22 protein-coding genes are annotated in these 24,557 nt (G+C 74.4%); 12 read left to right on the top strand and 10 right to left on the bottom strand.

Annotated features, from left to right (window positions below):
- Together AR3_RS23940 and AR3_RS23935 are read right to left on the bottom strand one after the other, a co-directional pair.
- A partial coding sequence (locus tag AR3_RS23940) for an FAD-dependent oxidoreductase (protein WP_083951859.1) occupies positions 1 to 1,368 on the bottom strand: 1,368 nt, incomplete at its 3' end.
- The gene (locus tag AR3_RS23935) at positions 1,358 to 2,170 is read right to left on the bottom strand and encodes a tryptophan 2,3-dioxygenase (protein ID WP_067917042.1); all 813 of its coding nucleotides are present in this window, start codon (positions 2,168 to 2,170) and stop codon (positions 1,358 to 1,360) included. The genes AR3_RS23935 and AR3_RS23940, both read right to left, overlap by 11 nt.
- A 170-nt stretch (positions 2,171 to 2,340) precedes the next feature.
- On the opposite strand from AR3_RS23935, the gene AR3_RS23930 reads away from it, so the two are divergent.
- The gene (locus tag AR3_RS23930) at positions 2,341 to 3,462 is read left to right on the top strand and encodes an alpha/beta hydrolase (protein WP_067917040.1); all 1,122 of its coding nucleotides are present in this window, start codon (positions 2,341 to 2,343) and stop codon (positions 3,460 to 3,462) included.
- 22 nt (positions 3,463 to 3,484) lie between these two features.
- Here the strand turns inward: AR3_RS23930 and AR3_RS23925 are convergent, their stop codons facing one another.
- A complete protein-coding gene (locus tag AR3_RS23925) occupies positions 3,485 to 4,756 on the bottom strand; it encodes a hydroxyacid-oxoacid transhydrogenase (protein WP_067917038.1) in 1,272 nt (423 codons plus the stop codon).
- A gap of 33 nt (positions 4,757 to 4,789) precedes the next feature.
- The gene (locus AR3_RS23920) at positions 4,790 to 5,362 is read right to left on the bottom strand and encodes a MarR family winged helix-turn-helix transcriptional regulator (RefSeq protein WP_227023159.1); all 573 of its coding nucleotides are present in this window, start codon (positions 5,360 to 5,362) and stop codon (positions 4,790 to 4,792) included.
- Between the two features lie 151 nt (positions 5,363 to 5,513).
- Between AR3_RS23920 and icmF the strand changes: the two genes are divergently transcribed.
- Together icmF and AR3_RS23910 are read left to right on the top strand one after the other, a co-directional pair.
- Positions 5,514 to 8,726, top strand: a complete 3,213-nt coding sequence (icmF, locus tag AR3_RS23915; protein WP_067917036.1) for a fused isobutyryl-CoA mutase/GTPase IcmF — start codon at positions 5,514 to 5,516, stop codon at positions 8,724 to 8,726.
- The gene (locus tag AR3_RS23910; protein WP_169803880.1) at positions 8,726 to 9,586 is read left to right on the top strand and encodes a helical backbone metal receptor; all 861 of its coding nucleotides are present in this window, start codon (positions 8,726 to 8,728) and stop codon (positions 9,584 to 9,586) included. The genes icmF and AR3_RS23910 overlap by 1 nt, the downstream gene beginning before the upstream one ends.
- Positions 9,587 to 9,603: 17 nt before the next feature.
- Here the strand turns inward: AR3_RS23910 and fabG (AR3_RS23905) are convergent, their stop codons facing one another.
- Entirely contained in the window at positions 9,604 to 10,359 is a 756-nt protein-coding gene (gene fabG, locus AR3_RS23905) for a 3-oxoacyl-ACP reductase FabG (RefSeq protein WP_067917035.1), read from the bottom strand.
- Between the two features lie 416 nt (positions 10,360 to 10,775).
- Positions 10,776 to 11,102 carry a DUF3099 domain-containing protein gene (locus tag AR3_RS23900; RefSeq protein WP_067917033.1) on the bottom strand — a complete coding sequence of 109 codons (327 nt, stop codon included), beginning with the start codon at positions 11,100 to 11,102 and terminating at the stop codon, positions 10,776 to 10,778.
- Positions 11,103 to 11,155: 53 nt separating this feature from the next.
- Here AR3_RS23900 and AR3_RS23895 point away from each other — a divergent pair, with 53 nt between their 5' ends.
- Entirely contained in the window at positions 11,156 to 11,368 is a 213-nt protein-coding gene (locus AR3_RS23895; protein WP_067917031.1) for a dodecin, read from the top strand.
- Positions 11,369 to 11,533: 165 nt separating this feature from the next.
- Here AR3_RS23895 and AR3_RS23890 read toward each other — a convergent pair whose 3' ends face one another.
- Together AR3_RS23890 and AR3_RS23885 are read right to left on the bottom strand one after the other, a co-directional pair.
- The gene (locus tag AR3_RS23890) at positions 11,534 to 12,964 is read right to left on the bottom strand and encodes a metallopeptidase TldD-related protein (RefSeq protein WP_227023165.1); all 1,431 of its coding nucleotides are present in this window, start codon (positions 12,962 to 12,964) and stop codon (positions 11,534 to 11,536) included.
- A gap of 5 nt (positions 12,965 to 12,969) precedes the next feature.
- Positions 12,970 to 14,469: a TldD/PmbA family protein gene (locus AR3_RS23885; protein ID WP_067917029.1), complete on the bottom strand. Its 1,500-nt coding sequence runs from the start codon at positions 14,467 to 14,469 to the stop codon at positions 12,970 to 12,972.
- A gap of 181 nt (positions 14,470 to 14,650) precedes the next feature.
- Here AR3_RS23885 and fabG (AR3_RS23880) point away from each other — a divergent pair, with 181 nt between their 5' ends.
- Positions 14,651 to 15,355: a 3-oxoacyl-[acyl-carrier-protein] reductase gene (gene fabG, locus AR3_RS23880; RefSeq protein ID WP_067917027.1), complete on the top strand. Its 705-nt coding sequence runs from the start codon at positions 14,651 to 14,653 to the stop codon at positions 15,353 to 15,355.
- Between the two features lie 6 nt (positions 15,356 to 15,361).
- Complete coding sequence (gene fabI, locus AR3_RS23875) at positions 15,362 to 16,162, top strand: enoyl-ACP reductase FabI (RefSeq protein WP_067917025.1); 801 nt, start codon at positions 15,362 to 15,364, stop codon at positions 16,160 to 16,162.
- Between the two features lie 202 nt (positions 16,163 to 16,364).
- Here the strand turns inward: fabI and AR3_RS23870 are convergent, their stop codons facing one another.
- Together AR3_RS23870 and AR3_RS23865 are read right to left on the bottom strand one after the other, a co-directional pair.
- Positions 16,365 to 18,107 carry a helix-hairpin-helix domain-containing protein gene (locus tag AR3_RS23870; protein WP_067917023.1) on the bottom strand — a complete coding sequence of 581 codons (1,743 nt, stop codon included), beginning with the start codon at positions 18,105 to 18,107 and terminating at the stop codon, positions 16,365 to 16,367.
- A 109-nt stretch (positions 18,108 to 18,216) separates the two neighbouring features.
- Positions 18,217 to 19,170, bottom strand: coding sequence for an aldo/keto reductase (locus AR3_RS23865; RefSeq protein WP_067917021.1), 954 nt, complete (start codon positions 19,168 to 19,170; stop codon positions 18,217 to 18,219).
- Positions 19,171 to 19,259: 89 nt separating this feature from the next.
- Here AR3_RS23865 and AR3_RS23860 point away from each other — a divergent pair, with 89 nt between their 5' ends.
- The 6 genes from AR3_RS23860 to mshC all read left to right on the top strand — a co-directional run.
- Positions 19,260 to 19,967 carry a histidine phosphatase family protein gene (locus AR3_RS23860; protein ID WP_067917019.1) on the top strand — a complete coding sequence of 236 codons (708 nt, stop codon included), beginning with the start codon at positions 19,260 to 19,262 and terminating at the stop codon, positions 19,965 to 19,967.
- A gap of 26 nt (positions 19,968 to 19,993) precedes the next feature.
- Positions 19,994 to 20,545: an Rv2134c family protein gene (locus AR3_RS23855; protein ID WP_067917018.1), complete on the top strand. Its 552-nt coding sequence runs from the start codon at positions 19,994 to 19,996 to the stop codon at positions 20,543 to 20,545.
- Positions 20,546 to 20,764: 219 nt separating this feature from the next.
- Positions 20,765 to 21,541 (top strand): Rv2133c family protein, encoded by a 777-nt coding sequence (locus AR3_RS23850; RefSeq protein ID WP_083951855.1) that lies wholly within the window; start codon positions 20,765 to 20,767, stop codon positions 21,539 to 21,541.
- An 80-nt stretch (positions 21,542 to 21,621) separates the two neighbouring features.
- Positions 21,622 to 22,392, top strand: a complete 771-nt coding sequence (locus tag AR3_RS23845) for an NRDE family protein (protein WP_067917016.1) — start codon at positions 21,622 to 21,624, stop codon at positions 22,390 to 22,392.
- 90 nt (positions 22,393 to 22,482) lie between these two features.
- Positions 22,483 to 23,412 (top strand): ABC transporter permease, encoded by a 930-nt coding sequence (locus AR3_RS23840; RefSeq protein ID WP_067917014.1) that lies wholly within the window; start codon positions 22,483 to 22,485, stop codon positions 23,410 to 23,412.
- 68 nt (positions 23,413 to 23,480) lie between these two features.
- The coding region (gene mshC / locus AR3_RS23835) for a cysteine--1-D-myo-inosityl 2-amino-2-deoxy-alpha-D-glucopyranoside ligase (RefSeq protein ID WP_067917043.1) at positions 23,481 to 24,557 on the top strand (1,077 nt) is incomplete at its 3' end.

Below are 24,557 nucleotides of genomic sequence, written 5' to 3'. Positions count from 1 at the left end.
GGGGGCGCGGACGGCCGCACCCGCCGACCCGCCGGCCCGGCGGCGCAGCGCCGCGCGAGCGGCCCGGACCGTCAGCCCCGTCGCCGCGAACGCCGCCAGCCCCGCCGCCGCCAGCGCCCGGTTCTGCCGCTTGAGCCGCTCGGGGATCTGCGCGTAGGGCACGGTGCTGAACGACACCAGCTCGTAGCGCGACACGTACCGGCCCGGCAGCCGCCGCTCCAGCGCGTGCTGGGCGGCGCGGGTCAGCCGGAACACCGGGGAGGCGACCCGGTCGCGCATCTCCACGAAGTTGTCCAGCGCCATCTCGGCGATCGCGTCGGTGTTGGGCTTGCGCCGCTCCTGGTAGATCGACAGTGCGCGGCGCCAGTCCCCGCCCGTCTCGTCCAGGCAGCGGTCGATCTCGACGCAGTCCTCGAACGCGCAGTTGGCGCCCTGCCCGTAGAACGGCACGATGGCGTGCGCGGCGTCGCCCAGCAGCGCCACCGTGGCGCCCGCCCCGCTGCGCACCCACGGCCAGGTGCGCACCGTGACCAGCGACCCGACCGGGTTGCGCGCGAACTCGTCGGCGAGGTCCGGCATGAGCCCGACCACGTCGGGGTAGCGGGCCTCGAAGTGCTCCCGGACCTTGCGCGGCGTGTCCAGGGCGTCGAAGTCGGCCTTGGGCCAAAAGAGCGTGCAGGTGAACGAGCGGTCCAGGTTCGGCAGCGCGATCATCATGGCGTTGCCGCGCGGCCAGATGTGCAGGGCGTCGGGGCTCAGCGCGAACTCCCCGTCCACCGGCGGGATGGTCAGCTCCTTGTAGCCGTGCTCCAGGAAGTCCTGGGTGTGCGTGAACGGCTCGACCCCTTCGGTCATGCGGCGGGCCGCGCTGTAGGCGCCGTCCCCGGCCAGCACCACGTCGACGTCCTCGGTGACGACGCCGTCCGGCGTCTCCAGCGTCAGCCGCCCCTTCTCGGCGTCGACGTTGGTGAGCCGGTGCCCGAAGCGCACCGTCACGCCGGGGGTGGCCTCGGCGGCCTCCAGCAGCGCCATGTTCAGCTCGGCGCGGCTGATGGAGTTGATCGCGCGGGTGCCGTCGGCGCTGTAGCTCTGGAAGTTCTGCTCGCCGCCCAGGGGGTGCACCATGCGGCCGTGCATGGGCAGCGCGCGGGCGAGGGCCTCCTCGCGCAGCCCGACCTCCTCCAGCGCGGCCAGCCCCCGCGTGGAGATCGCCAGGTTGATGGAACGGCCTCGTTCGTGGCCGGCCACCCGCGGGTCGGGACGCCGCTCGTACACCGTCACCGGGATGCCGCGCCGCCCCAGCAGCGTGGCGAGCAGGCACCCGGCCAGCCCCGCGCCGACCACGGCCACGGTCTGCTCACGCGCCATCGACGGGCTCCTCCTTGATCTTCGAGCGGACCTCCCACAGGTCCGGGAACGCGGGGACGAACAGCGTGCGCCGCAGGTAGTCGGCCCCGGCCGACCCGCCGGTGCCGATCTTGGCGCCGATGGTGCGCTCCACCATCTTGAGGTGGCGGTACCGCCACTCCTGGACGCCCTCGTCCAGGTCGACGAGGGACTCGCAGACCTGCGCCTCGGGGGAGCTCTCGTCGGCGTACACCGCCAGCAGGACGTCCTGGACGCGGGGGTCGGGCGACCACGGCTGCGCCGGGTCGCGGTCGAGGATCTCGGCGGGGACGGGGCGGCCGCGCTCCGCCAGGTAGCGCATCAGCGAGTCCGGCAGCGCCCGGCGGCGCACCGCCTCCTTGAGCTCCGGGTCGTCGCGCAGGTCGGAGGCCGGGAACGTGCGCCGCCCCAGCACCGCCTCGATCCGCCGCCACTGGTCCGACTGGAACCCGCTGGAGGTGCCCAGTGCGCCGCGGAACGTCGCGAACTGCCAGGGCGTCATCGTCTCCAGGATGTCCATCTGCCCGACCACCGTCTTGAGGATCTTCGCGATGCGGCGGGCGGTGTGCAGGGACCCCGCGCTGTTGCCCTCCTCGAGCCGCCGCTGCAGCAGCGCGGCCTCGTGGAGGATCTGCTTGAACCACAGCTCGTACACCTGGTGGATGACGATGAACAGCATTTCGTCGTGCGCGTCGGTGCGCGGTTCCTGGCAGGACAGCAGCTTGTCCAGCCGCAGGTACGAGCCGTAGGTGAGTGTTTCCGGCTTCCGAGGTGCCTCGGTCATGTCTCGCTCCAGCCCGGTCCCCCCCAGGCGCGCCCGGCACTCCGTCGTACCGGTTCCCCACCCGCCCGCGGTCCGGGTCAACCACGGTATATACCGGTACAAGGCTCCATTGATCCAGGGTGGGGTCACCGTCTCCGACCGGCGGAGGGCCGCCGAGGGAAGGGGCGCCGATGGGCCGTCGGGGCGCAGAGGAGGTCGTCCGGGAGTTCGTGGGGCTGCCGTCTCCGCTGGGCGGCCGCGCCGGGGCGGGCGGGCATCCCTGCCAGGGCGTCTACCACCGTCCGGCCGCCGGGCCGCCGCCGCGGACGGCGTTCATCGCCGCCCACTACGACGTGGACTTCTCCGAGCACTACCTGGCCGAGCACCTGGCCCGCCGCGGCTACGGCTTCCTCGGCTGGAACACGCGGTTCCGCGGCAACGGGGCGTACTTCCTGCTCGACCACGCGCTCGCCGAGATCGGCGTGGGGGTGCGCTGGCTGCGCGAGCGCGCGGGGGCCGAGCGCGTCGTCCTGCTCGGCAACTCCGGCGGCGGCTCCCTGATGGCCGCCTACCAGTCGCAGGCGGTGGAGCCCAACGTCGCGCCCGTCGCCGGGATGCGTCCCGTGGAGGCCGTCGAGGACCTGCCGGCCGGGGACCTGTTCGTCGCGCTGGCCGCGCACCGCGGCCGCCCCGAGGTGCTCACCGCCTGGATGGACCCGTCGGTCACCGACGAGACCGACCCGCTGTCGGCGGACCCCGCGCTCGACCCGTTCGACCCGGCCAACGGGCCGCCGTTCGACGAGGAGTTCCAGCGCCGCTACCGGGCCGCCCAGCGCGCCCGCAACGACCGCATCACCGACTGGGCGCTCGACCGGCTCGCCGACCTGCGCGGCACCCGCGCCCGCGACCAGGTGTTCGCCGTGCACCGCACGTGGGCGGACCTGCGGATGATCGACCCGGCGATCGAGCCGTCCGACCGGCCGCCGAACCGCTGCTACGCGGGCGAGCCGCTCAGGGCCAACTACGGCGTGTTCGGCATCGCCGCGACGTGCACGCTGCGGACCTGGCTGTCGATGTGGAGCCTGCGCACCTCCCAGTGCACGGCGGCGCCGCACCTGGCGCGCGTGACCGTGCCGTCGCTGGTGATCCACGCGACCGCCGACGAGGGCGTGTTCGACAGCGACGCGCGGGCGCTGTTCGGCGCGCTGGCCGCGGCCGACAAGCGCCTGGAGTTCGTCAGGGACGACCACTACCTGCGGCGGTCGCGCCCCCAGGTGGCCGATCTCATCGACGCCTGGGTGCGCGACCATTGAGCGCCGCGCCGGGCGCCCCCGGTCACCACAGCCGCAGCGAACGGACGAAGATCCCCGCGACGTCGTCCTCGGTCACCTGGCGCGGCGCGATGGCCAGCAGGCGCTGCTGCTTCATCGTGCCCGCCACCAGGTCCGGCACGTCCGCCTCGGTGTAGCCGACCGCGCCCACGCCGTCGGGGACGCCGATGTCGCGCATCAGCGCCAGCAGCGCGCGCGGCAGGTGCTCGGACGGGTCGTCGGGACGCTCCATGCCGGGCGCGAGCAGTTCCGCCGCCCGCACGTGCCGCTCGGGGCAGGCCTCGAACGTGAAGCGGAACGCCTCCGGCGCGGTCAGCGACACGGCCATGCCGTGCGGCACGAGCGGCCCGTCGCCGGGATAGCCGGACGGGCGGAAGCCGCGGACGCGGCCCGCGATCGGGTAGGCGTTGGCGTGCGGGACGTGCACGCCCGCGTTGCCGAACCCCAGACCGGCGAACGTGGCGGCGAGCGCCATGTCGCCGCGGGCGCGCCGGTCGCCGCCGTCGCGCACGGCGGCGCGGAGCGACCGGGCGACCAGCGCCAGGGCCCGCTCCGACCACATGTCGGAGATCGGGTTGGCGCCGCAGTACGGCACGCGCCGCTCGGGCGCCTTGCGCTCGAACGCGTCGTAGGGCCGTGCCGTGTACGACTCCAGGGCGTGGCAGACGATGTCCATCCCGGACGACGCCGTCACCTCGGCCGGCTGGCTGACCGTCAGGTCGGGGTCCACCACGGCCAGGGCGGGGCGCAGCGCCGGATGGCTGATGCCGGTCTTGACCTTCAGCTCCAGCACGTCAAGCACGCACACGGTGGTGCTCTCGGCCCCCGTGCCGGTGGTGGTGGGCACGGCCACCAGCGGCAGCAGCGGCCGGGCCGGGGCGCGTCCGGCGCCGACGGGCGGGTTGAGGTAGTCCGCCAGGTCGCCCTCGTTGGTGGTCAGCAGGTCGACGGCCTTGGCGGTGTCGATGCTGGACCCGCCGCCGACCGCCACGAACGCGTCGTAGGGGCCGGTGTCGCGGGCGTAGGCGACCGCGCGGCGCAGGCTCTCGTCGGTCGGCTCCACCTGCACGCCGTCGAACACGGTCGCCGTCACGTCGTAGGCCTTCATGGCGTCCGCGACGCGCTGCGGGGCGCCCGTGGCGGCCACGCCGGGGTCGGTCACCACCAGCGCCCGCCGCGCCCCGAGCCGCGCCAGGTCGTAGCCGATCTCGTCGGCCGCGCCGGGCCCGAACTTCAGCTGCGGCGCGCCGTAGGTGAAGACGGTCTCGTTCGCCACGCCGGTACCCCCTCAGGTGTCCTGCCGGTGATCTCAGGTGTCCTGCCGGTGATCGCCTCCCACGCTCGCATCATCCGCGGGGAAGTCAACGCCCGCTCGCGGCCGGGGCGGCTCGGGCGGGACCTCGCCGACCGACGCGCGCACCGCGCGCAGCACGGCGGTGATCTCCGCGACCTGCTCGGCGGTCAGGTCGGGCAGGCCGAACGACGCCTCGTGCAGGGCGCGGGTCGCGTCCTCGGCCAGCTCCCGCCCGGCGGGGGTGATCTCGGCGAGGACGACGCGGCGGTCGTCGGGGGAGGGGCGGCGCTGGACGAGGCCGCGGCGCTCCAGCCGTCCGATCACGTTGGTGACCGACGCGGGGTGGACCATCAGGCGCGCGCCCATCTTGCCCATGGGCAGGGCGCCGGTCCGGGTGAAGGCGAGCAGGCGCAGCGCCTCGTAGGCGGCGAAGGTCAGGCCGTGGGGCTTGAGGACGCTCTCGATGCGGGCGAGCAGCAGCTGCTGGACGCGCATCACGGACGTGACGGCGGCCATCCGGTCGGCGTGTTCGGGCCAGCGCGCGCTCCATTGCCGGTGCGCCTCGGCGATGGGGTCGTGAACGGGCACCGCCTCACCGTATCCCTTCGCCCGGCCCTTCATCCGCGCGTCGTCCCGTCACCGCGGCCTTGACCGCGTGCCGCGCGGGAATTAGTTTAGCTTCCAAATATTGGAGGTCCAAGGGCTTGCCTGAGCGGCCCCCGACCATGGCGAGGTGGCAATGCACGTCCCGGCGCGCCCGGTGCGGTTCGTGACGGCGGCGGCCCTGTTCGACGGGCACGACGCGGCGATCAACATCATGCGGCGGATCCTGCAGTCGCAGGGCGCCGAGGTGATCCACCTCGGGCACGACCGGTCCGTGCGCGAGGTGGTGGACGCGGTCTTGGAGGAGGACGCGCAGGGCGTGGCGGTCAGCTCCTACCAGGGCGGCCACGTGGAGTACTTCGAGTACCTGGCTCAGCTGCTGCGCGAGTCCGGCGCCGGCCACGTGAAGATCTTCGGCGGCGGGGGCGGCGTGATCGTGCCCGAGGAGATCGCCCGGCTGGCCCGCTCCGGCGTGCGGATCTACTCCCCGGAGGACGGCCAGCGGCTCGGCCTGCCCGGCATGATCAACGAGCTGGTGCGCGAGTGCGACGTCGAACTGCCGCCCGAGCCGGTGGAGGGCGTGCTGGCCGGGGAGCGGCGCGCGCTCGCCCGCGCCATCACCTGCCTGCAGGAGGGCCGGCTGCCCGACCGCGACCGCGAGATCCTCGCCGAGGCCGCCGCCCGCCGCACCGTCCCGGTGCTGGGCATCACCGGCACCGGCGGCTCCGGGAAGTCGTCGCTGACCGACGAGCTGGTCCGGCGGCTGCGCGTCGACCAGCAGGACAAGCTGCGCGTGGCGGTGCTGGCCGTCGACCCGACCCGGCGCCGCGGCGGCGGCGCCCTGCTCGGCGACCGGATCCGGATGAACTCCCTGGACGGCGACCACGTGTTCTTCCGGTCGCTGGCCACCCGCGGCGCCCGCGAGCTGCCCGAGCACATCGAGGACATCATCGCCGCCTGCCGCGCCGCCGGCCACGACCTGATCATCCTGGAGACGCCCGGCATCGGGCAGGGCGACGCGGCGATCGTGCCGCTGGCCGACGTGTCGCTGTACGTGATGACGCCCGAGTTCGGCGCCGCCTCCCAGCTCGAGAAGATCGACATGCTGGACTTCGCCGACGTGGTGGCGATCAACAAGTTCGAGCGGCGCGGCGCCGCCGACGCGCTGCGCGACGTGTCGCGCCAGATGATCCGCAACCGCGAGGCGTTCGGGGCGCGGCCCGAGGACATGCCGGTGTTCGGCACCAGCGCCGCCACCTTCAACGACGACGGCGTCACCGCCCTCTACCAGCACCTGACCGGGCTGCTGGCCGAGCGGGGCCTGCACCTGGAGCCCGGCACACTGCCCAAGGTCGACACCCGCGCGTCCACCCGCGCGGCGCAGATCATCCCGCCCGCCCGGGCGAACTACCTGTCGGAGATCGCCGAGACCGTGCGGGCCTACCACGCCGAGACGGCCCGCCAGGTCGAGGCCGTGCGGCGGGTGCAGCGCCTGGAGGCCGTGCGCGAGGAGCTGTCCGCGGACGGCGCGGCCGCCGAGGAGGTCGCCGAGCTGCTGGAGGACGCGCGCCGCCAGGTGTCCGACGAGAGCGCCGCGCTGCTCGAAGAGTGGCCGAAGACCGTCGAGGTGTACTCGGGGGACGAGCTGGTCGTCCGCGTCCGCGACAAGGAGCTGAAGACCAAGCTGGCCAGGGAGTCGCTGTCGGGCAACCGCATCCCGCGCGTCGCGCTGCCCCGCTACGAGGACCGCGGCGAGCTGCTGCGGTTCCTGCGGTCGGAGAACCTGCCGGGGCGGTTCCCCTTCACCGCCGGGGTGTTCCCGTTCAAGCGCGACAACGAGGACCCGGCGCGGATGTTCGCCGGCGAGGGCGACCCGTTCCGCACCAACCGCCGCTTCAAGCTGCTGTCGGAGGGGCAGCCCGCCACCCGCCTGTCCACCGCGTTCGACTCGGTGACGCTGTACGGCCGCGACCCCGACGAGCGCCCCGACATCTACGGCAAGGTCGGCACGTCCGGCGTCTCCATCGCCACGCTGGACGACATGAAGGCGCTCTACGACGGGTTCGACCTGACCGCGCCGACCACCTCCGTCTCGATGACGATCAACGGCCCGGCGCCCACGATCCTGGCGTTCTTCCTCAACACCGCCATCGACCAGGGCCTGGACGCCTTCCGCGCCGAGCACGGCCGCGAGCCCACCGAGGAGGAGGCCGCGCAGGTGCGGCAGCGGGTCCTGTCGACCGTGCGCGGCACCGTGCAGGCCGACATCCTCAAGGAGGACCAGGGGCAGAACACCTGCATCTTCTCCACCGAGTTCTCCCTGCGGATGATGGCCGACATCCAGGAGTGGTTCATCGCCAACAAGGTCCGCAACTTCTACTCGGTGTCCATTTCCGGGTACCACATCGCCGAGGCCGGGGCGAACCCCATCAGCCAGCTCGCGTTCACGCTCGCCAACGGGTTCACCTACGTCGAGTCGTATCTGGCGCGCGGCATGGACGTCGACGACTTCGCGCCCAACCTGTCGTTCTTCTTCTCCAACGGGATGGACCCCGAATACAGCGTCATCGGACGGGTCGCCCGGCGCATTTGGGCCATCGCCATGCGGGAGCGCTACGGCGCCAACGAACGCAGCCAGAAGCTGAAGTACCACGTCCAGACCTCCGGGCGCTCGCTGCACGCCCAGGAGATGAACTTCAACGACATCCGCACCACGCTGCAGGCCCTCATCGCCATTTACGACAACTGCAACAGCCTGCACACCAACGCCTATGACGAGGCCGTCACCACCCCCACCGCCGAGTCGGTGCGCCGCGCCCTGGCCATCCAGCTCATCATCAACAAGGAGTGGGGCCTGGCGATGAACGAGAACCCGCTGCAGGGCTCGTTCATCATCGACGAGCTCACCGACCTGGTGGAGGAGGCGGTGCTGGCCGAGTTCGACCGCATCAGCGAGCGCGGCGGGGTCCTCGGCGCCATGGAGACCGGCTACCAGCGCGGCCGCATCCAGGACGAGTCGATGCTCTACGAGCGGCGCAAGCACGACGGCTCCCTGCCGATCATCGGCGTCAACACCTTCCGCAACCCCGACGGCGACGACGCGTCGGGCGGGCCGCTGGAGCTGGCGCGCGCCACCGAGGAGGAGAAGCGCTCGCAGCTGGAGCGCGTCCGGGCCTTCCAGGAGCGCCACCGCGAGGAGGCCCAGGCCGCCCTGGCGCGGCTGAAGGAGGCCGCCCGGTCCGGCGAGAACGTGTTCGCGGTGCTGATGGACGCGGCGCGCGTGTGCAGCCTCCAGCAGATCACCGACGCGTTCTTCGAGGTCGGCGGCCAGTACCGGCGCAACGTGTGATGGCCCGTCCGCCCGCGCCGGCCCCCTCGGGCGGCGTTCCGCCCGATGCCGCCTCCGGCGGCGTCCCGCCCGATGCCGCGTCCGGCGGCGTCCCGCTCGACGACACCGGCGCGCCCGTGCCGGTCCCGGACCGGGTGCGCCGCGTGGTGTCGCTGGTGCCGTCCCTGACCGAGACGGTCGCGGCCACGGCGCCGGACCTGCTCGTCGGCGCCACCGACTGGTGCACCCACCCGCCCGGCCTCGACGTCGCGCGGGTGCGCGGCACCAAGAACCCCGACCTGGACCGCATCGCCGACCTGCGTCCCGACGTGGTGCTCGGCAACGCCGAGGAGAACCGCCCCGCGGACGTGGCGGCGCTGCGCGCGGCCGGGATCCCGGTGTGGATGACCGACATCCGCACCGTCGACCGGGCCCTGGCCTCGCTGCGCCGCATGCTCGCCGAGGCGTGCCGCGTCCCCGCGCCCGCCTGGCTGGACGCGGCCGCCCGCGCGTGGTCCGGGCTCCCCGCGCCGCGGCGGCGCCGGTCGGCGATCGTCCCGGTGTGGCGGCGGCCGTGGATGGTCGTCGGCCGCGACACCTTCGCCGGCGACGTCCTGGCCCGGCTGGGCGTGGACAACGTCTACGCCGACCACCCCGACCGCTACCCGAAGATCGGCATCGCGGAGCTGACCGCGGCCGGCGCCGACCTGGTGGTGCTGCCGGACGAGCCGTACCGCTTCACCGCCGACGACGGCCCCGAATGCTTCCCCGGCGTGGACGTGGCCCTCGTCGACGGCCGGTACCTGACCTGGTACGGCCCGTCGCTGGTGGACGCCCCCCGCGTGCTGGCCGCCCAGCTCGCCGCCGTGCTGCGCCGCTAGGCGCGCCGCCGGGCGGGTCAGTCGCGCGGCCCGCCCGCCACGTAGATCACCTGTCCGGACACGAACGAGGCGTCGTCGCTCACCAGGAACGCCACCACCCCGGCGACGTCCTCGGGCACGCCGACCCGCCGCACCGGGATCTCCTTGGCGGCCGCGGCCTTGAAGTCCTCGAAGTCCACGCCCAGGCGCGCCGCGGTCGCCGCGGTCATCTCCGTGGCGATGAACCCGGGCGCGACCGCGTTGACCGTCACCCCGAAACGGCCGAGCTCGATCGCCAGCGTCTTGGTGAAGCCCTGCAGGCCCGCCTTGGCGGCCGAGTAGTTCGCCTGCCCGCGGTTGCCCAGCGCCGACACCGACGACAGGTTGACGATGCGCCCCCAGCCCGCCTCGGTCATGTGCGCCTGCGCGGCCCGGCTCATCAGGAACGCGCCCCGCAGGTGCACCGCCATGACCGCGTCCCAGTCGTCGTCGGACATCTTGAACAGCAGGTTGTCGCGGATGATGCCGGCGTTGTTGACCAGCACCACCGGCGGCCCCAGCTCGGCGGCCACCCGGTCGACGGCGGCCCGCACGGCGTCGGAGTCCGCCACGTCCACCCCGACGGCCAGGCCCCGGCCGCCCGCCTTCTCGACCTCCGCGACGGTGCCCGCGCATGCGGCCTCGTCCAGGTCGCACACGGCGACGGCGAACCCCTCGCGGGCCAGCCGCACCGCCGTCGCCGCGCCGATGCCCCGCGCCGCGCCCGTGACGATGGCGACCCGCGTCCCGGCCATACCGCCTCCCTGCTCCGCCGCTTATCCGGACGGACGCCAACCTAATTGGAATCCCGTTCGATTATCAACGCGGTGAGGGAGGTCCCGCGCGTTTCCCCGCGGCCCCCGCGCGGCCCTGAACGCCGCCGAGAGGGCCGAACCGCGGGGCCGGGAAGGGCGTGGCCGGGTCCGGTCAGCGGCGGGAACAGCGGCGCGTTCACGCGCGTTCGGCACAGTGGAACGCGGCGGTATCGGCGAGCGGCGCCGGCCCCCGCAAAGAGAAAGCGACGCCGGGTGGATACGGGGGCAATCCACCCGGCGTCGCGTCATCGGTGTTCCGACGGGGGCCCGGAACACCGGCACGGGCGCTCCGACGGGGGACCAGAGCGCCGAGACAAATCGTACACCGAAACCCCCCGCCCTTAGTCAAGAGAAAGTCACGACCCGATTTCCGGACGCCGTCCGGAAATCTCGTTCCGGCTCGGGCTTTCGTCGGTGAAGCGGGCGGACGGCTGCGGCTCGCGGCCGCCGTTGGCGAAGATGACGCTGATGTACGGCAGGAACACCGCGCCCACCACCAGCAGAAACACCAGCCACCACGGTGCGCCCAGCATCGCCGCGACCACCGCCCCCACGAAGCAGACCGTTCGGATGCCCATCGAGATGAGGTAGCGGCGCTGCCGGTACCGGATGTCCTCCGACATCGGCTTGGGCGCGTCGGTCACCGTGTAGACGGCGGCACGCCTGCGGGGAATCACCTTCACATTCCCACGGTACGCCCGTGGGGGCCCGACGGCGACACCAGGGAGGGCGCCACATGACCGACCGCACGTACCGGGTGACCGAGATCGTCGGCACCTCGCCCGAATCCGTCGACAGCGCGATCCGCAACGGGATCGCCCGCGCCGCGCAGACCCTGCGGCACCTGGACTGGTTCGAGGTCGTGGAGATCCGCGGCCAGCTCGACCAGGGCCGGATAGCCCACGTCCAGGTCACCATGAAGGTCGGCTTCCGATTGGAGGAGCCCTGAGGAGGCCTGAGGAGGCCTGAGGCGCCCTGGGCGCCGACGGCGTGCCGTGGACGGGCCGCCGCGGCGGGAACAGCGGTCCCGGCCGCGACGGCCCGACGTGACGACTGCGCCTCCTAGGCCGCCTGACTGAGTCGCCTGGCGAGGGCGCCTGACTAGGGCGCCTGGCTAGGTCGCCTGGCTGACGGTCGACATGTGGAAGTCGCCGACGCGCAGCGCGGGCATGGCGGTGCGGGTGAAGTAGTCGGACCACTCGCGCGGGAGCGTGGGCGCGGTGGCCCCGACCTCGCCGATGCGCGACAGCAGGTCGACGGGGCTCTCGTTGAAGCGGAAGTTGTTGACCGCCCCGACGACCTCGCCGTTCTCGACGAGGTACACCCCGTCGCGGGTGAGGCCGGTGAGCAGCAGACGCTGCGGGTCCACCTCGCGGATGTACCACAGGCAGGTCAGCAGCAGGCCGCGCTCGGTGCGCGCCACCATGTCGTCCAGCGACGCGCCGCCGCCGGACGACGGCCCCGTCATGATCAGGTTGTCGATGCCGGGGGTGAGCGGCAGCCCGGTGCGCTCGGCCGACCGGCGCGTCTGGGTGAGCGCGGTGAGCGTGCCGTCGGCGATCCAGTCCGTGGCCGACAGCGCCAGGCCGTTGTCGAACACCGACTGCTCCCGGCCGGAGGCGTGCGCGATGACGAACGGCGCGCACTCCAGCCCCGGCGCGGCCGGGTCGCTGGACAGCCGCACCGGCAGGCTCGCCAGCTTCTCGCCGACGCGGGTGCCGCCGCCCGGCGCGCTGAACACCGTGCGGCCGTCGTGGGCGTCCTGCGCCCCCGCGGACCAGTACAGGTAGATCATCAGGTCGGCGACGGCGCTGGGCGGCAGGATCGTCTCGTAGCGGCCCGCGGGCAGCTCGACGCGGCGGGCGCCCCACTCCAGGCGGCGCGCCAGGTCGGCGGCGACGCCGGGCACGTCCACGTCGGTGAAGTCGCGGGTGCCCACGCCCGCCCACGCCGAGCCGCCCCGCCCGTCCTTGGCGTTGAGCTCCAGCAGCCCGGTGGGCTGGTCGTGCCGCAGCCGCAGCCCGGCGGAGCTGCCCAGGAACGTGGACGTCACCTGGTGGTTGGCGAACCCGTACAGGCGGCGCCCGGCGGCGTCGGCCGCGGCGAACGCCTCGCCGAGCGCGGGCGCCACGTCCGCGAACACGCCGACGCCGGTCTCGGCCGGGTCGTCGTCCCAGCGGGCGTCCGGCGCGGCGCCGGTCACCAGCGGCGCGGCGTCGTCGGCGGGCTCGTTGCCCTCCGCGACGGCCTCGGCGGCGCGCACCACGTCCTCCACGTCGTCCGCGGCGACGGCGGTCCGCGACACCACGCCCGCGGCGACGCCGCCGGCGGTGCCGCGCAGCGCGACCACGGTGAGGCGGTTGGAGCGGGTGACGCCGTTGGTGGTGAGGGTGTTGCCCGCCCAGCGCAGGTTGGCGGTGGTGGTCTCCTCGGCGATGACCACGCAGTCGTCGGTGCGGGACAGCTCCAGCGCCCGCTCGACGGCCTCCTGGGGGCGCGTCACGGTGCCCGCGGAGCGCCGACCGGGGGCGCCCCCTCCTCGGATCTCGGTCACTGGCCGGCCTCCTTGCGCGCGTTGAGGATGTTGACCCCGCGGAACAGCGCCGACGGGCAGCCGTGGCTGACCGGCGCGACCTGCCCGGGCTGGCCCTTGCCGCAGTTGAACGCGCCGCCCAGCACGTAGGTCTGCGGGCCGCCGACGGCCTCCATGGAGTTCCAGAAATCGGTGGTGGTGGCCTGGTAGGCCACGTCGCGCAGCTGCCCGGCCAGCCGTCCCTTCTCGATGCGGTAGAAGCGCTGCCCGGTGAACTGGAAGTTGTACCGCTGCATGTCGATCGACCAGCTCTTGTCGCCGACGATGTAGATGCCGCGCTCGACCCCCGAGATCAGCTCCTCGGTGGACGGCCCGTCCGGCGCCGGCTGCAGCGAGACGTTCGCCATGCGCTGCAGCGGCATGCTGGCGGGCGAGTCGGCGAACGCGCAGCCGTTGGACCGCTCGGCGCCGGTGAGGCGGGCGATGCGCCGGTCCAGCTGGTAGCCGGTGAACACGCCCTCGGTGATGATGTCGAACGACTGGGTCTGCACGCCCTCGTCGTCGTAGCCGATGGTGGCCAGGCCGTGCTCGGCGGTGCGGTCGCCGGTGACGTTCATGACGGGCGAGCCGTACCGCAGCGTGCCCAGCTTGTCGGGGGTGGCGAACGAGGTCCCCGCGTAGGCGGCCTCGTACCCCAGGGCGCGGTCCAGCTCGGTGGCGTGCCCGATCGACTCGTGGATGGTCAGCCACAGGTTGGACGGGTCGATGACCACGTCGTACAGGCCCGGGTCCACCGACGGCGCCGCCAGCTTCTCGGCCAGCAGCTCCGGCAGCCGCGCCAGCTCGCCGTCCCAGTCCCAGTGCGCGCCGGTCAGCCACTCCCACCCGTACCCGGCGGGCGGCGCCAGCGTGCGCATCGTGTCGAACACGCCGTCGGCGATGCCCACCGCGTCGACCGCCGGGTGCACCCGGACCCGCTGCTGCGTGGTGACGGTGCCCGCCAGGTCGGCGAAGAACTTGTTCTCCTTGACCTGCAGCAGCGTGGCGTCCACGTGCTGCACGCGCGGGTCGTCCAGCAGGCGGCGGCTCCAGTCGGCCAGCAGCGCCACCTTCTCGGTGGTCGGCACCGTGAACGGGTCGATCTCGTAGGCGGACACCCAGGTGCGCTCGCCGTGCACCGGCTCGGGGGCCAGCTCGATGGGCTCGCGGTTGAGCGCCGCGGCCACCGCCGCCACCTCCACGGCCTGCGCGGCGACCCGGGCGGCGCCGTCGGGGGACAGGTCGATGCCGGCGGCGAACCCCCAGGTGCCGTTCTTGACCACGCGGACCGACAGGCCCAGGTCGTCGGCGTCCAGCGCGGTCTCCAGCGCGGCGTCGTACAGGCGCAGGGTCTGGCTGCGGATGCGCTCCAGGCGGAAGTCGGCGTGCTCGCAGCCCAGCTCGCGGGCCCGGGTCAGGGCCGCGTCGGCGAGCTCGCGCAAGGGAAGCGCGGTGAAGTCGGAATCGATCTCGTGCACCTTTCGCAACCTACCCGGCGCCCGCCCGGGCCGCCGCCCAATAACCCGGAGCGGACGCGCCCGGGGGCGGCGGCCCCGACAAAGGGCGATGGGGGGATCTTGTGGACCCCGCACATCCGCGTTACCGGCGGTAGGTCGATACGCTCGGCACGGCTGTCGTGAGTCGATGAAGGGTACCCAGATGAGTCGCTCTGTCCTTGTGACCGGCGGGAACCGGGGGATCGGGCTGGCGATCGCGCGCGAGCTGCAGGCCGCGGGCGACGCGGTGGCGGTCACCTACCGGTCCGGCGAGCCGCCCGAGGGGCTGTTCGGCGTCCGCTGCGACGTGACCAGCATGGAGGACGTCGACGCCGCGTTCGCCAAGGTCGAGGCGGAGCAGGGGCCGGTGCAGGTGCTGGTCGCCAACGCCGGGATCACCGAGGACACCCTGCTGGCGATCATGAGCGAGGAGCAGTTCACCTCCGTCCTGGACACCAACCTGACGGGCGCGTTCCGGGTGGCCAAGCGCGCGGTGAAGGGCATGATGCGCAAGCGCGGCGGCCGGATCGTGCTGGTGTCGTCGGTGGTGGGCCTGCTGGGCTCGGCGGGCCAGTCCAACTACGCCGCCTCCAAGGCGGGCATGGTGGGGTTCGCCCGCTCGCTGGCCCGCGAGCTGGGTTCCCGCAACATCACCGTCAACGTGGTCGCGCCCGGCTTCGTCGACACCGACATGACCGCCGCGCTCAGCGAGGAGCGGCAGAACGCCATCAAGCAGGCGATCCCGCTGGGCCGGGTGGCGCGGCCGGAGGAGGTGGCCAAGACCGTGCGGTTCCTGGCCAGCGACGACGCCGCCTACATCACCGGGGCCGTGATCCCGGTGGACGGCGGCCTGGGAATGGGGCACTGACCGATCATGGGCATCCTGGAAGGCAAGCGGATCCTGGTCACCGGCGTCCTCACCGACGCCTCGATCGGCTTCCACGTGGCGCGGATCGCGCAGGAGGAGGGCGCGCAGGTGGCGCTGACCGCCTACCCGCGCCCGACGCTCACCCAGCGCACCGCCAAGCGGCTGCCGTCGGGGCCGGACAACCCGCCGCCGGTCATCGAGCTGGACGTCACCGACAAGGAGCAGCTCGACGCGCTGGCCGGGCGGCTGGCCGAGCACGGGTTCGACCGGCTGGACGGCGTGGTGCACGCGATCGGGTTCGCCCCGCAGTCCGCGCTGGGCGGCACGTTCCTGGACACGCCGTGGGAGGACGTGGCGACCGCGCTGCACGCCTCGACGTACTCGCTGAAGTCGCTCACCATGGCGTGCCTGCCGCTGATGGAGAACGGCGGGTCGGTGGTCGGCCTGGACTTCGACGCCTCGAAGGCGTGGCCGGTGTACGACTGGATGGGCGTGGCCAAGGCGGGCCTGGAGTCGTGCTCGCGCTACCTGGCCAAGTACCTGGGCCCGAAGAACATCCGGGTGAACCTGGTGTCGGCCGGGCCGCTGGCCACGATGGCGGCCAAGAGCATCCCCGGCTTCGCGGGTCTGACCGAGCTGTGGCCGCAGACCGCGCCGCTCGGCTGGGACATCAAGGACAGCGAGCCCACCGCGCGGGCGGTCGTGGCGCTGCTGTCGGACTGGTTCCCCGCCACCACGGGCGAGATCATCCACGTGGACGGCGGCCTGCACGCCGTCGGCGCCCCCGACACCGGCTTCGTGGAGTGACGCCCTTCACGCGGTGACGCCGCCGGGCGGGCCCGACGGGCCGCCCGGCGCGCCCAGCGGGCGCGGAGGCGGCGCACCCGGCGCGCCCGGCGGAAGCGGTGCGCCATCGCGCAGGCGTAGGCGTTGAGCGCCGCGACCGCGCCGGCGGCGCCGGACGCGGCGGCCGGCCACGCCGTCCTGGCGTCGCGGTCGCCGGCCGCGGCTACCGCACCACCAGCCGCGCCAGCCTGGTGCGTCTCGGCGGGGCGTCCACCTCGCCGACGGCCCTGGCCAGGGCGGGTCCGGCCGCCTGCACCACCGACAGGTGGCGCAGCGCCAGCCCGAACGCGGCGGCCACCAGCGGCCGCGACAGCGCGGCCTCCGCCTCGCCCGGCAGCACGGCGACCACCGCGGGCCGGCGCGTGCCGCGGGCGAGCGCCACGGTGGCGGCCCAGCCGTGCCGCAGCCGCGTCGTCAGCGCGGGCGGGACCACGGCGGCGCCGCCGGCGAACTCCACGCGCAGCCCCTCGGCGTCGGCGCCGGCGACCACGCCCGGCTCGCCCAGGCCCGCCTGGGGGAGCGGCGCGGCGACGATGACGCGGTCGCCCGGGTCGAAGCCGCCGTACCGGCCCGGCCCGGGGTTGAGCCGGTTCTTCAGAGCGGCGTTGAGCGCCGCGGCGCCCGCCTCCCCTGCCGCGGCGGGCGTGACGACCTGGACGTCCTCCACGGGGATGCCGAGCGCGCGGGGGATCGAGTCGGTCACGAGCTGGACGGCGCGGTGCACCGCCTCGGCGCCGGACGCGGCGGGGACGACCACGACCTCGCGGTCCGGTGCGTCGACGGACGCCAGCGCGCCCCCGCGCACCGCCTCCGTCAACGTCCGGAGCGGACCGGCCTCGCCCGCCGGTTCGAGAGCGACGACCGGCACGGTCTCCGAGGCCTCAAGGTCGTCCAGGACGCGGCCGGGCCCGGCGGGCGGCAGCGCCCCCGGTTCGCCGCCGAGCACCAGATGGGCGCCGTCCGGGCAGGCCTCCGCCAGCACGGCGGCCATCTCCACGTCCAGCCCGGACGCGTCCGCCACCACGACCAGGTCCAGGTCGAACGGGTTCTGCTCGCCGCGCCCGAACACCACCGTCCCCGGCGGGGCCGTCTCGGGCGCGGGCCGCGGCTCCAGCAGCCGGTGCAGCCCCACGACCGCGCCCTCCGGGATCCCGCCGCGCGCCAGGTCGGCGGCGGCGCGGTCGGTGGGCGCGGCGACGGCGACGCGCAGCCCGTGCTCGGCGGCGACCGCGGCGATGCCGAGCGCGGCGTCCGCCAGCTCGTCGGGCGCGCCCCGCAGGACGCTGACGCCGGTGCGCAGCGCGGCGGTGAGCGCCAGGGCGCGGTCCTCGGGCAGGCCCGCCCGCACCGCCTTGATCGTCGCGTCGTCCAGCAGCGGCGCGGCGGTCGCGGTCAGGCGCTGGAACCCCTCCGCGGCGGACTCCTCGGCCAGCGCCCACCGCGCCACGCCCAGCGACTCCTCCGGTTCGGGCGGCTCCTCCTCCAGCGCCTCCGGGGACTCGGGGTCGAAGTCCGGCTCCTCGATCAGCGCCACCGCCTCGCCGCTGTCGAGGGCGCCGTCGATCGCCCGTCGCGGGTCCGGCACCCGCAGCCCCTCCAGCGCCGATACCACGTCCGCGACGGGCGTGGCGGTGTGGCCGTGCCGCGCGGCCTCGGTCAGCAGGTGCAGCGCCAGCGCGCGCCCCCGGCGCGGGTCATCGGGACGCGCCTGCTCGCCCAGCAGCCGCCGGGCGAAGTGGTCGGCCTGCCGCGGCAGCACGCCGGGGACCCGCAGCAGCAGCCACGGGTCGGCGCGCAGCCGGGCGGCCGCGTCGGCGCCGAGCCGCGCGGCGGCGCGCGGCACCAGCTCGGCGGGCGCGCCGGCCTCCTCGAACAGCCTGGCCAGGTCGGACGCGGAGTCGGTCACGGGCCTCCCGTCACAGCTCTCGGCGCCGGCCGCTGCGTCGCTCGGCGGCCGGGCCGGGGTTCGGTCGCGGACAACGGTCCCCGAGGGTGCCATGCGCACCCGCGCGGGGTCACGGATGAGACGCCGACATATCGGACACGTCGTCCAGGGCCTCCCGGATCTCCTGCGGCAGGGTGAGCGCGTCGCTGCGCAGGACCTGCTCGAGCTGCGCCACCGTCCGCGCCCCCACGATCGGCGCCACCACTCCGGGACGGTCGCGCACCCAGGCCAGCGCCACGCTCAGCGGCGACACGCCCAGCCCCTCGGCGGCGGTCACCACCGACTCCACGATGCGGCCGCACTCCTCGTCCAGGTAGGGCTGGACGAACTCCGACAGGTGCGGCGCCGCGGCCCGCGAATCGGCCGGGATGCCGGTGCGGTACTTGCCGGTGAGCACCCCCCGGCCGAGCGGCGAGCAGGGCAGCACCCCCACCCCCGCGTCCAGCGCGGCGGGCAGCACCTCGCGTTCGATGTCGCGCCGCAGCAGCGAGTACTCCATCTGCGCCGACACGATCGGGGCGCGGCCCGGCCAGGCGCTCTGCCACGCCGCCGCCTTGGCCAGCTGCCAGCCCGCGTAGTTGGACACGCCCACGTACCGGGTGCGGCCGCTGGACACCGCCTCGTCCGCCGCCGACAGCGTCTCCTCCAGCGGCGTCGACGGGTCGTAGACGTGCAGCTGCCACAGGTCGACGTTGTCGACGTCCAGGCGCTCCAGGGACGCGTCCAAGGCCGCCAGCAGGTGCCGCCGGGAGCCGTCGTAGCGGCCGTCCGGGCGGATCGCCGCCTTCGTCGCCAGCACGATCGAATCGCGGTCCACCACCTCGCGCAGCAGGTGCCCGAGGATGCGTTCGCTGTCGCCCTCGCTGTAGACGTCTGCCGTGTCGACCAAGGTGCCCCCGGCGTCGACGAACGCCGTCAACTGCGCGGCCGCCTCGTCGGGTTCGGTGTCCTGGCCCCACGTCATGGTGCCCAGGCCCAACCGGGACACCAGCAGCCCGCTGCGCCCGAGGTGACGCTCTTCCATAGGCGGTCACAGTAGCGGCCCGGCGGACGGGTCCACCCCGCCGGTCGCGTTGATCACATCCGCGCGGCGCATCTCGTAGAGTGCGTGTCGTGACGACGCTGCTGCTGGTCCGCCACGGACTCACCGCGTTGACCGGCCCTGTGCTGGCGGGCTGGACCCCCCGGGTGCACCTGGACGAGCGCGGCCGCGAGCAGGCGCGGGCGCTGGCCGAGCGACTGGCGCCGGTGCCGCTGGCGGCGGTGGTGTCCAGCCCCCTGGAGCGGTGCCTGGAGACCGCCGAGGCGATCGCCGCCGGCCGCGCCGCCCCGGTCGACAAGGTCGAGGTCGACGAGCGGTTCGGGGAGGTCCGCTACGGCGACTGGACGGGCCGCCCCCTCAAGGAGCTGGCCGAGGAGCCGCTGTGGCGGGTCGTGCAGGCCCACCCCAGCGCGGCGCGCTTCCCCGGCGAGGACGGCGAGTCGCTGGCCGACGCCCAGCACCGCGCGGTCGCCGCCGTCCGCGACTGGAACGCCCGGATCGCCGCCGAGCACGGCCCGGACGCCGCCTACGTCGTGTGCAGCCACGGCGACGTCATCAAGGCGGTCGTCGCCGACGCCCTCGGCCTCCACCTGGACCAGTTCCAGCGGATCCAGGCGGCGCCGGCGTCGCTCACCGTCATCCGGTACACCGAGCTGCGGCCGTTCGTGGTGCGCCTCAACGACACCGGCGGCGGCGTCGACGACCTGCTGCCCCCGCCCGAGGGCGAGCGGGAGCAGGGCGGGGCGAGCGGCGACGCGGCGGTCGGCGGCGGCGCGTAGGGTCCGCAGCGCGTAGGGTTCGTAGCATGCCGGTCATCTCCTATGAACTGCCGGACAGGTTCGTCGCCGGCACCGTGGGGCGCCCGGGGGAGCGCTCGTTCTACCTGCAGGCGCGCGAGGGACGCCGGATCACCAGCGTGGGCCTGGAGAAGTTCCAGGTGACGCTGCTGGCCGAGCGGCTCGAGGAGCTGCTCGACGAGATCCTGCGGCGCAGCGGCGGAACCGCCCCGGTGCCCGCGGTCACGCCCGCCGAGCTGCGGGACGACGGCCCGCTGGACCAGCCGGTCGAGGAGGAGTTCCGGGTCGGCACCATGGCGCTGGCGTGGGACCCCGAGGACGAACGGGTGATCATCGAGGCGCAGGAGGTCACCGAGGGCGAGGACCAGGAGGTCGAGATCGGCGAGGACGACCCGGCGATCACGGTGCTGCGGGTGCGGATCACCGCCGCGCAGGCCCGGGCGTTCGCCGAGCGGGCCCTGAAGGTGGTGGCGGCGGGCCGCCCGCCGTGCCCGCTGTGCGGCCTCCCGCTGGACGCCGCCGGCCACATCTGCCCCCGCCAGAACGGGCACCTGGCATGAGCGTCGGCGGCGCGACCGCGCACGACAGGAGCGCGCACGGCGCGACCGCGCGCCGCGCGGACGGCGGCCATGGCTGAACGGCGGGACGTCCCGGAGGGGGAGCGCGCGTCCCCGGAGCACGGGCGGCGGGCGCGCGGGGCGCGGCACAGGGGGCGGCGGCGCCGCACCTCCAAACCGCCCGTGCTGGATCATGGGCGCGGCGCCCGCGAGAATGGACGTATGACGCAGCCCTCCCGGGACCGCACCCCCGCCGACGGCGGTCCCGGCCGCACCGTCTCCCCCCGGGACACCGACATGGCCGAGCGGCTGCTCAGCCACGGCCGCCTGACCGTGGAGGGGCGGCTCGTCCAGGCGTCCAACGCCACGCTGTACTGCTCGATCGAGTGGGAGGGCCTCACCGCCGCCTGCGTCTACAAGCCGGTGGCGGGGGAGCGTCCCCTGTGGGACTTCCCGGACGGCACGCTGGCCGGGCGCGAGGTCGCCGCCTACCTGGTGTCGCAGGCGATGGGCTGGAACACCGTGCCGCCCACCGTGCACCGCGACGGCCCGTACGGGCCCGGCATGGTTCAGCTGTGGGTGGAGCCCGACCCGGACGTCGACCTGGTGGCGCTGTCGCGGTCGGACGACGAGGCGGTCCGGCGGCTGGCGGTGTTCGACGCCGTCATCAACAACGCCGACCGCAAGATCGGGCATCTGCTGCCGCCCGGCGACGGCCACGTGTACGGCTGCGACCACGGCGTGTCGTTCTCGGTGGAGTACAAGCTGCGCACCGTGCTGTGGCAGTGGCGCGGCAAGCGGCTGACCGACGAGGCGCTGGAGGCGCTGGGCCGCGTGCGGGCGGCGCTGAGGGACGGCTCGCTGTCCGGCCGCCTGGCCGGGCTGCTGACCGCCGAGGAGATCGACGCCACCCGCCGCCGCGTCGAGCTGATGCTCAAGCACCGCATCCACCCCTACCCGCCGGAGGACTGGCCCGCCATCCCCTGGCCTCCGCTGTGACCCGCGGGCGGGCCGCCCCCGCCGCGCGCCCGCCGACCCCGCGCATCGCCCGTTCCGGGGGGAATGCTCCAATAGCACGCATGTGCACGGCGATCGTGAGCCTCGACCCCTCCTCGTCCGTCCCGGTGCTGCTGATGGGCGTCCGGGACGAGTTCCTGCTCCGCGCGTGGGAGCCGCCGGGCCGGCACTGGCCGGACCGGCCGGGGCTGATCGGCGGCCGCGACCGACGCGCCGGGGGCACCTGGCTGGCCGTCGACCCGGCCGCCCCGCGCGTGGCGACCGTGCTGAACGGCCGGGGCCGCGACGCGCCCGCGGCGGCGCGGTCCTCGCGCGGCGAGCTGCCCCTGCGCGCGGCGGCCGACGGCGGGCTCGACGGCCTGGACCTGGAGCGCTTCGACCCGTTCCACCTGCTGTGCGCCGAGCCGGACGCGGCGCGCCTGTGGAGCTGGGACGGCGCCGCGCTCGTCGAACGCGCGCTCGGCCCCGGGCTGCACATCGTGGTCAACAACGGCCTGGAGGGGCGCGGCCGCCGCCAGGACGGGCAGCTCGACGACGGCGACCGGCACATGGACGCGCGCCTGGCCTACTTCCGCCCCCGGCTGGAGGCCGCCGCCCGTCCCGAACCCCGCGACGGGGCGGCCGCGCAGGCGTGGGGCGAATGGCTTGCGCTGGCGAACGGCGCCGGGCTGCCGCGCACCGACCCGCGCGCCCTGCTCCCGCTGGTCGACTTCGGCGAGGCGGGCGTGTGGGGGACCACGTCGGTGAGCCTGGTCGCGCTGCGCCGCGACGGCGTCCGCTTCGACTTCTCGGCCGCGCCCGGCGATCCGGACGCCTGGCAGCGGGTGCTCTGAGCCCCGTTCCGCCGACCCCCACCCGAAACGTCACCGTCGGTGCTAACTTCGTTACCCGTCGCGATCTCGCGGGGAAGGTGGGTCGCCGGGGTGGGAGCGTTCGTCGTCCGCAGGCTGCTGCACGCGCTCGTGGTGCTGTGGCTGGTGTCCACGCTGGTGTTCGCGTTCCTGCACCTGTCCCCGGTGCCGGTGGAGCACGTGATCGGCGGGCCGCGCGCCACGCCCGACACCCTCGCCCGCATCCGCAGCGATCTCGGCCTGGACCGTCCGCTGGCCGTCCAGTACGGCGACTTCATGCTGCGCCTGCTGCGCGGCGACCTCGGCGAGTCCTACGTCACCGGCGTCCCCGTGGCGCGGCTGATCGCCGAGCGGGCGCCCACCACGCTGTGGCTGGTGCTGGGCGCGAGCGTGCTGTGGCTGGTCGGCGGCGTGACGGCGGGCGTGCTGGGCGCCGCCCGGCCCGGCGGGGTGTGGGACCGCCTGACGACGGTGTTCGTGCTGGCCGGGATGTCGGCGCCGCCGTTCGTGCTGGCGCTGGTGCTGCTGCAGGCGTTCGCCGGCGGCCTCGGGATCTTCGAGGCCGGGCCGCCCCTGCAGGAGCACTTCTGGCGCCGCATGATCCTGCCGTGGTGCGCGCTGGCGCTGCTGATGGCGGCCGCCTACGCCCGGCTCACCCGCGGCGCGATGCTGGACGCGCTCGCCGAGGACTACGTGCGCACCGCCCGCGCCAAGGGCGTGCCGGAGCGGCGCGTGCTGCGCCGCCACGGGCTGCGGGCCGCCCTGCCGCCGGTCGTCGCGCAGTTCGGCGTGGACGTGGGGGCGCTGATCGGGTCCACCGTCGTCACCGAGAAGGTGTTCGGCCTGCAGGGCGTGGGGCAGCTGGTGCAGCAGTCGATCGCCTCCGGCGACGCCCCCGTGGTGATCGGGGTGACGCTGCTGGTGACCGCGTGCGTGATCGTCACGGGCCTGGCCGCCGACGTCGCGCACTCCGCGCTGGACCCGCGCATCCGGATGCCCTGACCGCATCCCAGACAATACGGATGATCTCGGCGCAAGAGTGCGAACGGGCCCTGGATAAGCTTTCCGGTATGCGATCGTGGCCCGCTCCAGAGGTTCCCCGCCTGCCCGCAGCCGGTCTTCCGGCCCCCTCGTCCCCCTTGCGCCTCCACGACACGGGAGCGGGGGAGGCGCGGGCCACCCGGCCCGGCGGCACCGCCCGGATGTACGTCTGCGGCATCACCCCCTACGACGCCACCCATCTCGGACACGCCGCCACCTACCTGGCGTTCGACCTGGTCAACCGGGTGTGGCGGGACCTCGGCCACGAGGTGCGGTACGTCCAGAACGCCACCGACGTCGACGACCCGCTGCTCGAGCGCGCCCGGCAGACCGGGCAGGACTGGCGCGAGCTGGCCGAGCGGGAGATCGACCTGTTCCGCGACGACATGACCGCGCTGCGCGTCCTGCCGCCCGACCACTACGTCGGCGCCGTGGAGGCCATCCCGCTGATCGCGGAGATGGTGGAGCGGCTGCGCGCCAAGGACGCCGTCTACGACCTGGAGGGCGACCTGTACTTCCCCGTCGCGGCCGACCCCGGCTTCGGCCGCGTCAGCAGGCTGACCCGGGAGGAGATGCTGCCGCTGTTCGCCGAGCGCGGCGGCGACCCGGCGCGCGCGGGCAAGAAGGACCCCCTGGACCCGCTGCTGTGGATGGCGCACCGGCCCGGCGACCCCTGCTGGGACTCCCCGTTCGGCAAGGGCCGCCCCGGCTGGCACGTGGAATGCTCGGCGATCTCCGTGGAGTACCTGGGGATGGGCTTCGACGTCGAGGGCGGCGGCTCCGACCTGGCCTTCCCGCACCACGAGATGAGCGCCGCGCACGCCCAGGTCGCCACCGGCGAACGCCCGCACGCCCGCGCCTACGTGCACGCGGGCATGGTCGGCCTGGACGGCGAGAAGATGTCCAAGTCGCGCGGGAACCTGGTGTTCGTCTCGCAGCTGCGGCGCGACGGCGCCGACCCGATGGCGATCCGGCTGGCGCTGCTGTCCCGTCACTACCGCACCGACTGGGAGTGGACCCGCGACCTGCTGGAGGAGGCGCAGGCCCGGCTGGAGCGCTGGCGCGCGGCCGTCCGCCTGCCCGCCGCGCCGTCCGCGGCCGCCGCG

Origin of the sequence: Actinomadura rubrobrunea NBRC 15275, assembly GCF_001552235.1 — a bacterium.
GTDB lineage: Bacteria > Actinomycetota > Actinomycetes > Streptosporangiales > Streptosporangiaceae > Spirillospora > Spirillospora viridilutea.
This window is presented reverse-complemented; position numbering and strand designations above follow the sequence as displayed.

What these genes read in the sequence shown, in the direction of transcription:
- AR3_RS23935 (WP_067917042.1), bottom strand. Translation starts at nt 2,170, where the DNA reads ATGACCGAGGCACCTCGGAAGCCGGAAACACTCACCTACGGCTCGTAC.
- AR3_RS23930 (WP_067917040.1), top strand. Translation starts at nt 2,341, where the DNA reads ATGGGCCGTCGGGGCGCAGAGGAGGTCGTCCGGGAGTTCGTGGGGCTG.
- icmF (WP_067917036.1), top strand. Translation starts at nt 5,514, where the DNA reads ATGCACGTCCCGGCGCGCCCGGTGCGGTTCGTGACGGCGGCGGCCCTG.
- AR3_RS23910 (WP_169803880.1), top strand. Translation starts at nt 8,726, where the DNA reads ATGGCCCGTCCGCCCGCGCCGGCCCCCTCGGGCGGCGTTCCGCCCGAT.
- fabG (WP_067917035.1), bottom strand. Translation starts at nt 10,359, where the DNA reads ATGGCCGGGACGCGGGTCGCCATCGTCACGGGCGCGGCGCGGGGCATC.
- AR3_RS23895 (WP_067917031.1), top strand. Translation starts at nt 11,156, where the DNA reads ATGACCGACCGCACGTACCGGGTGACCGAGATCGTCGGCACCTCGCCC.
- fabG (WP_067917027.1), top strand. Translation starts at nt 14,651, where the DNA reads ATGAGTCGCTCTGTCCTTGTGACCGGCGGGAACCGGGGGATCGGGCTG.
- fabI (WP_067917025.1), top strand. Translation starts at nt 15,362, where the DNA reads ATGGGCATCCTGGAAGGCAAGCGGATCCTGGTCACCGGCGTCCTCACC.
- AR3_RS23865 (WP_067917021.1), bottom strand. Translation starts at nt 19,170, where the DNA reads ATGGAAGAGCGTCACCTCGGGCGCAGCGGGCTGCTGGTGTCCCGGTTG.
- AR3_RS23855 (WP_067917018.1), top strand. Translation starts at nt 19,994, where the DNA reads ATGCCGGTCATCTCCTATGAACTGCCGGACAGGTTCGTCGCCGGCACC.
- AR3_RS23850 (WP_083951855.1), top strand. Translation starts at nt 20,765, where the DNA reads ATGACGCAGCCCTCCCGGGACCGCACCCCCGCCGACGGCGGTCCCGGC.
- AR3_RS23845 (WP_067917016.1), top strand. Translation starts at nt 21,622, where the DNA reads ATGTGCACGGCGATCGTGAGCCTCGACCCCTCCTCGTCCGTCCCGGTG.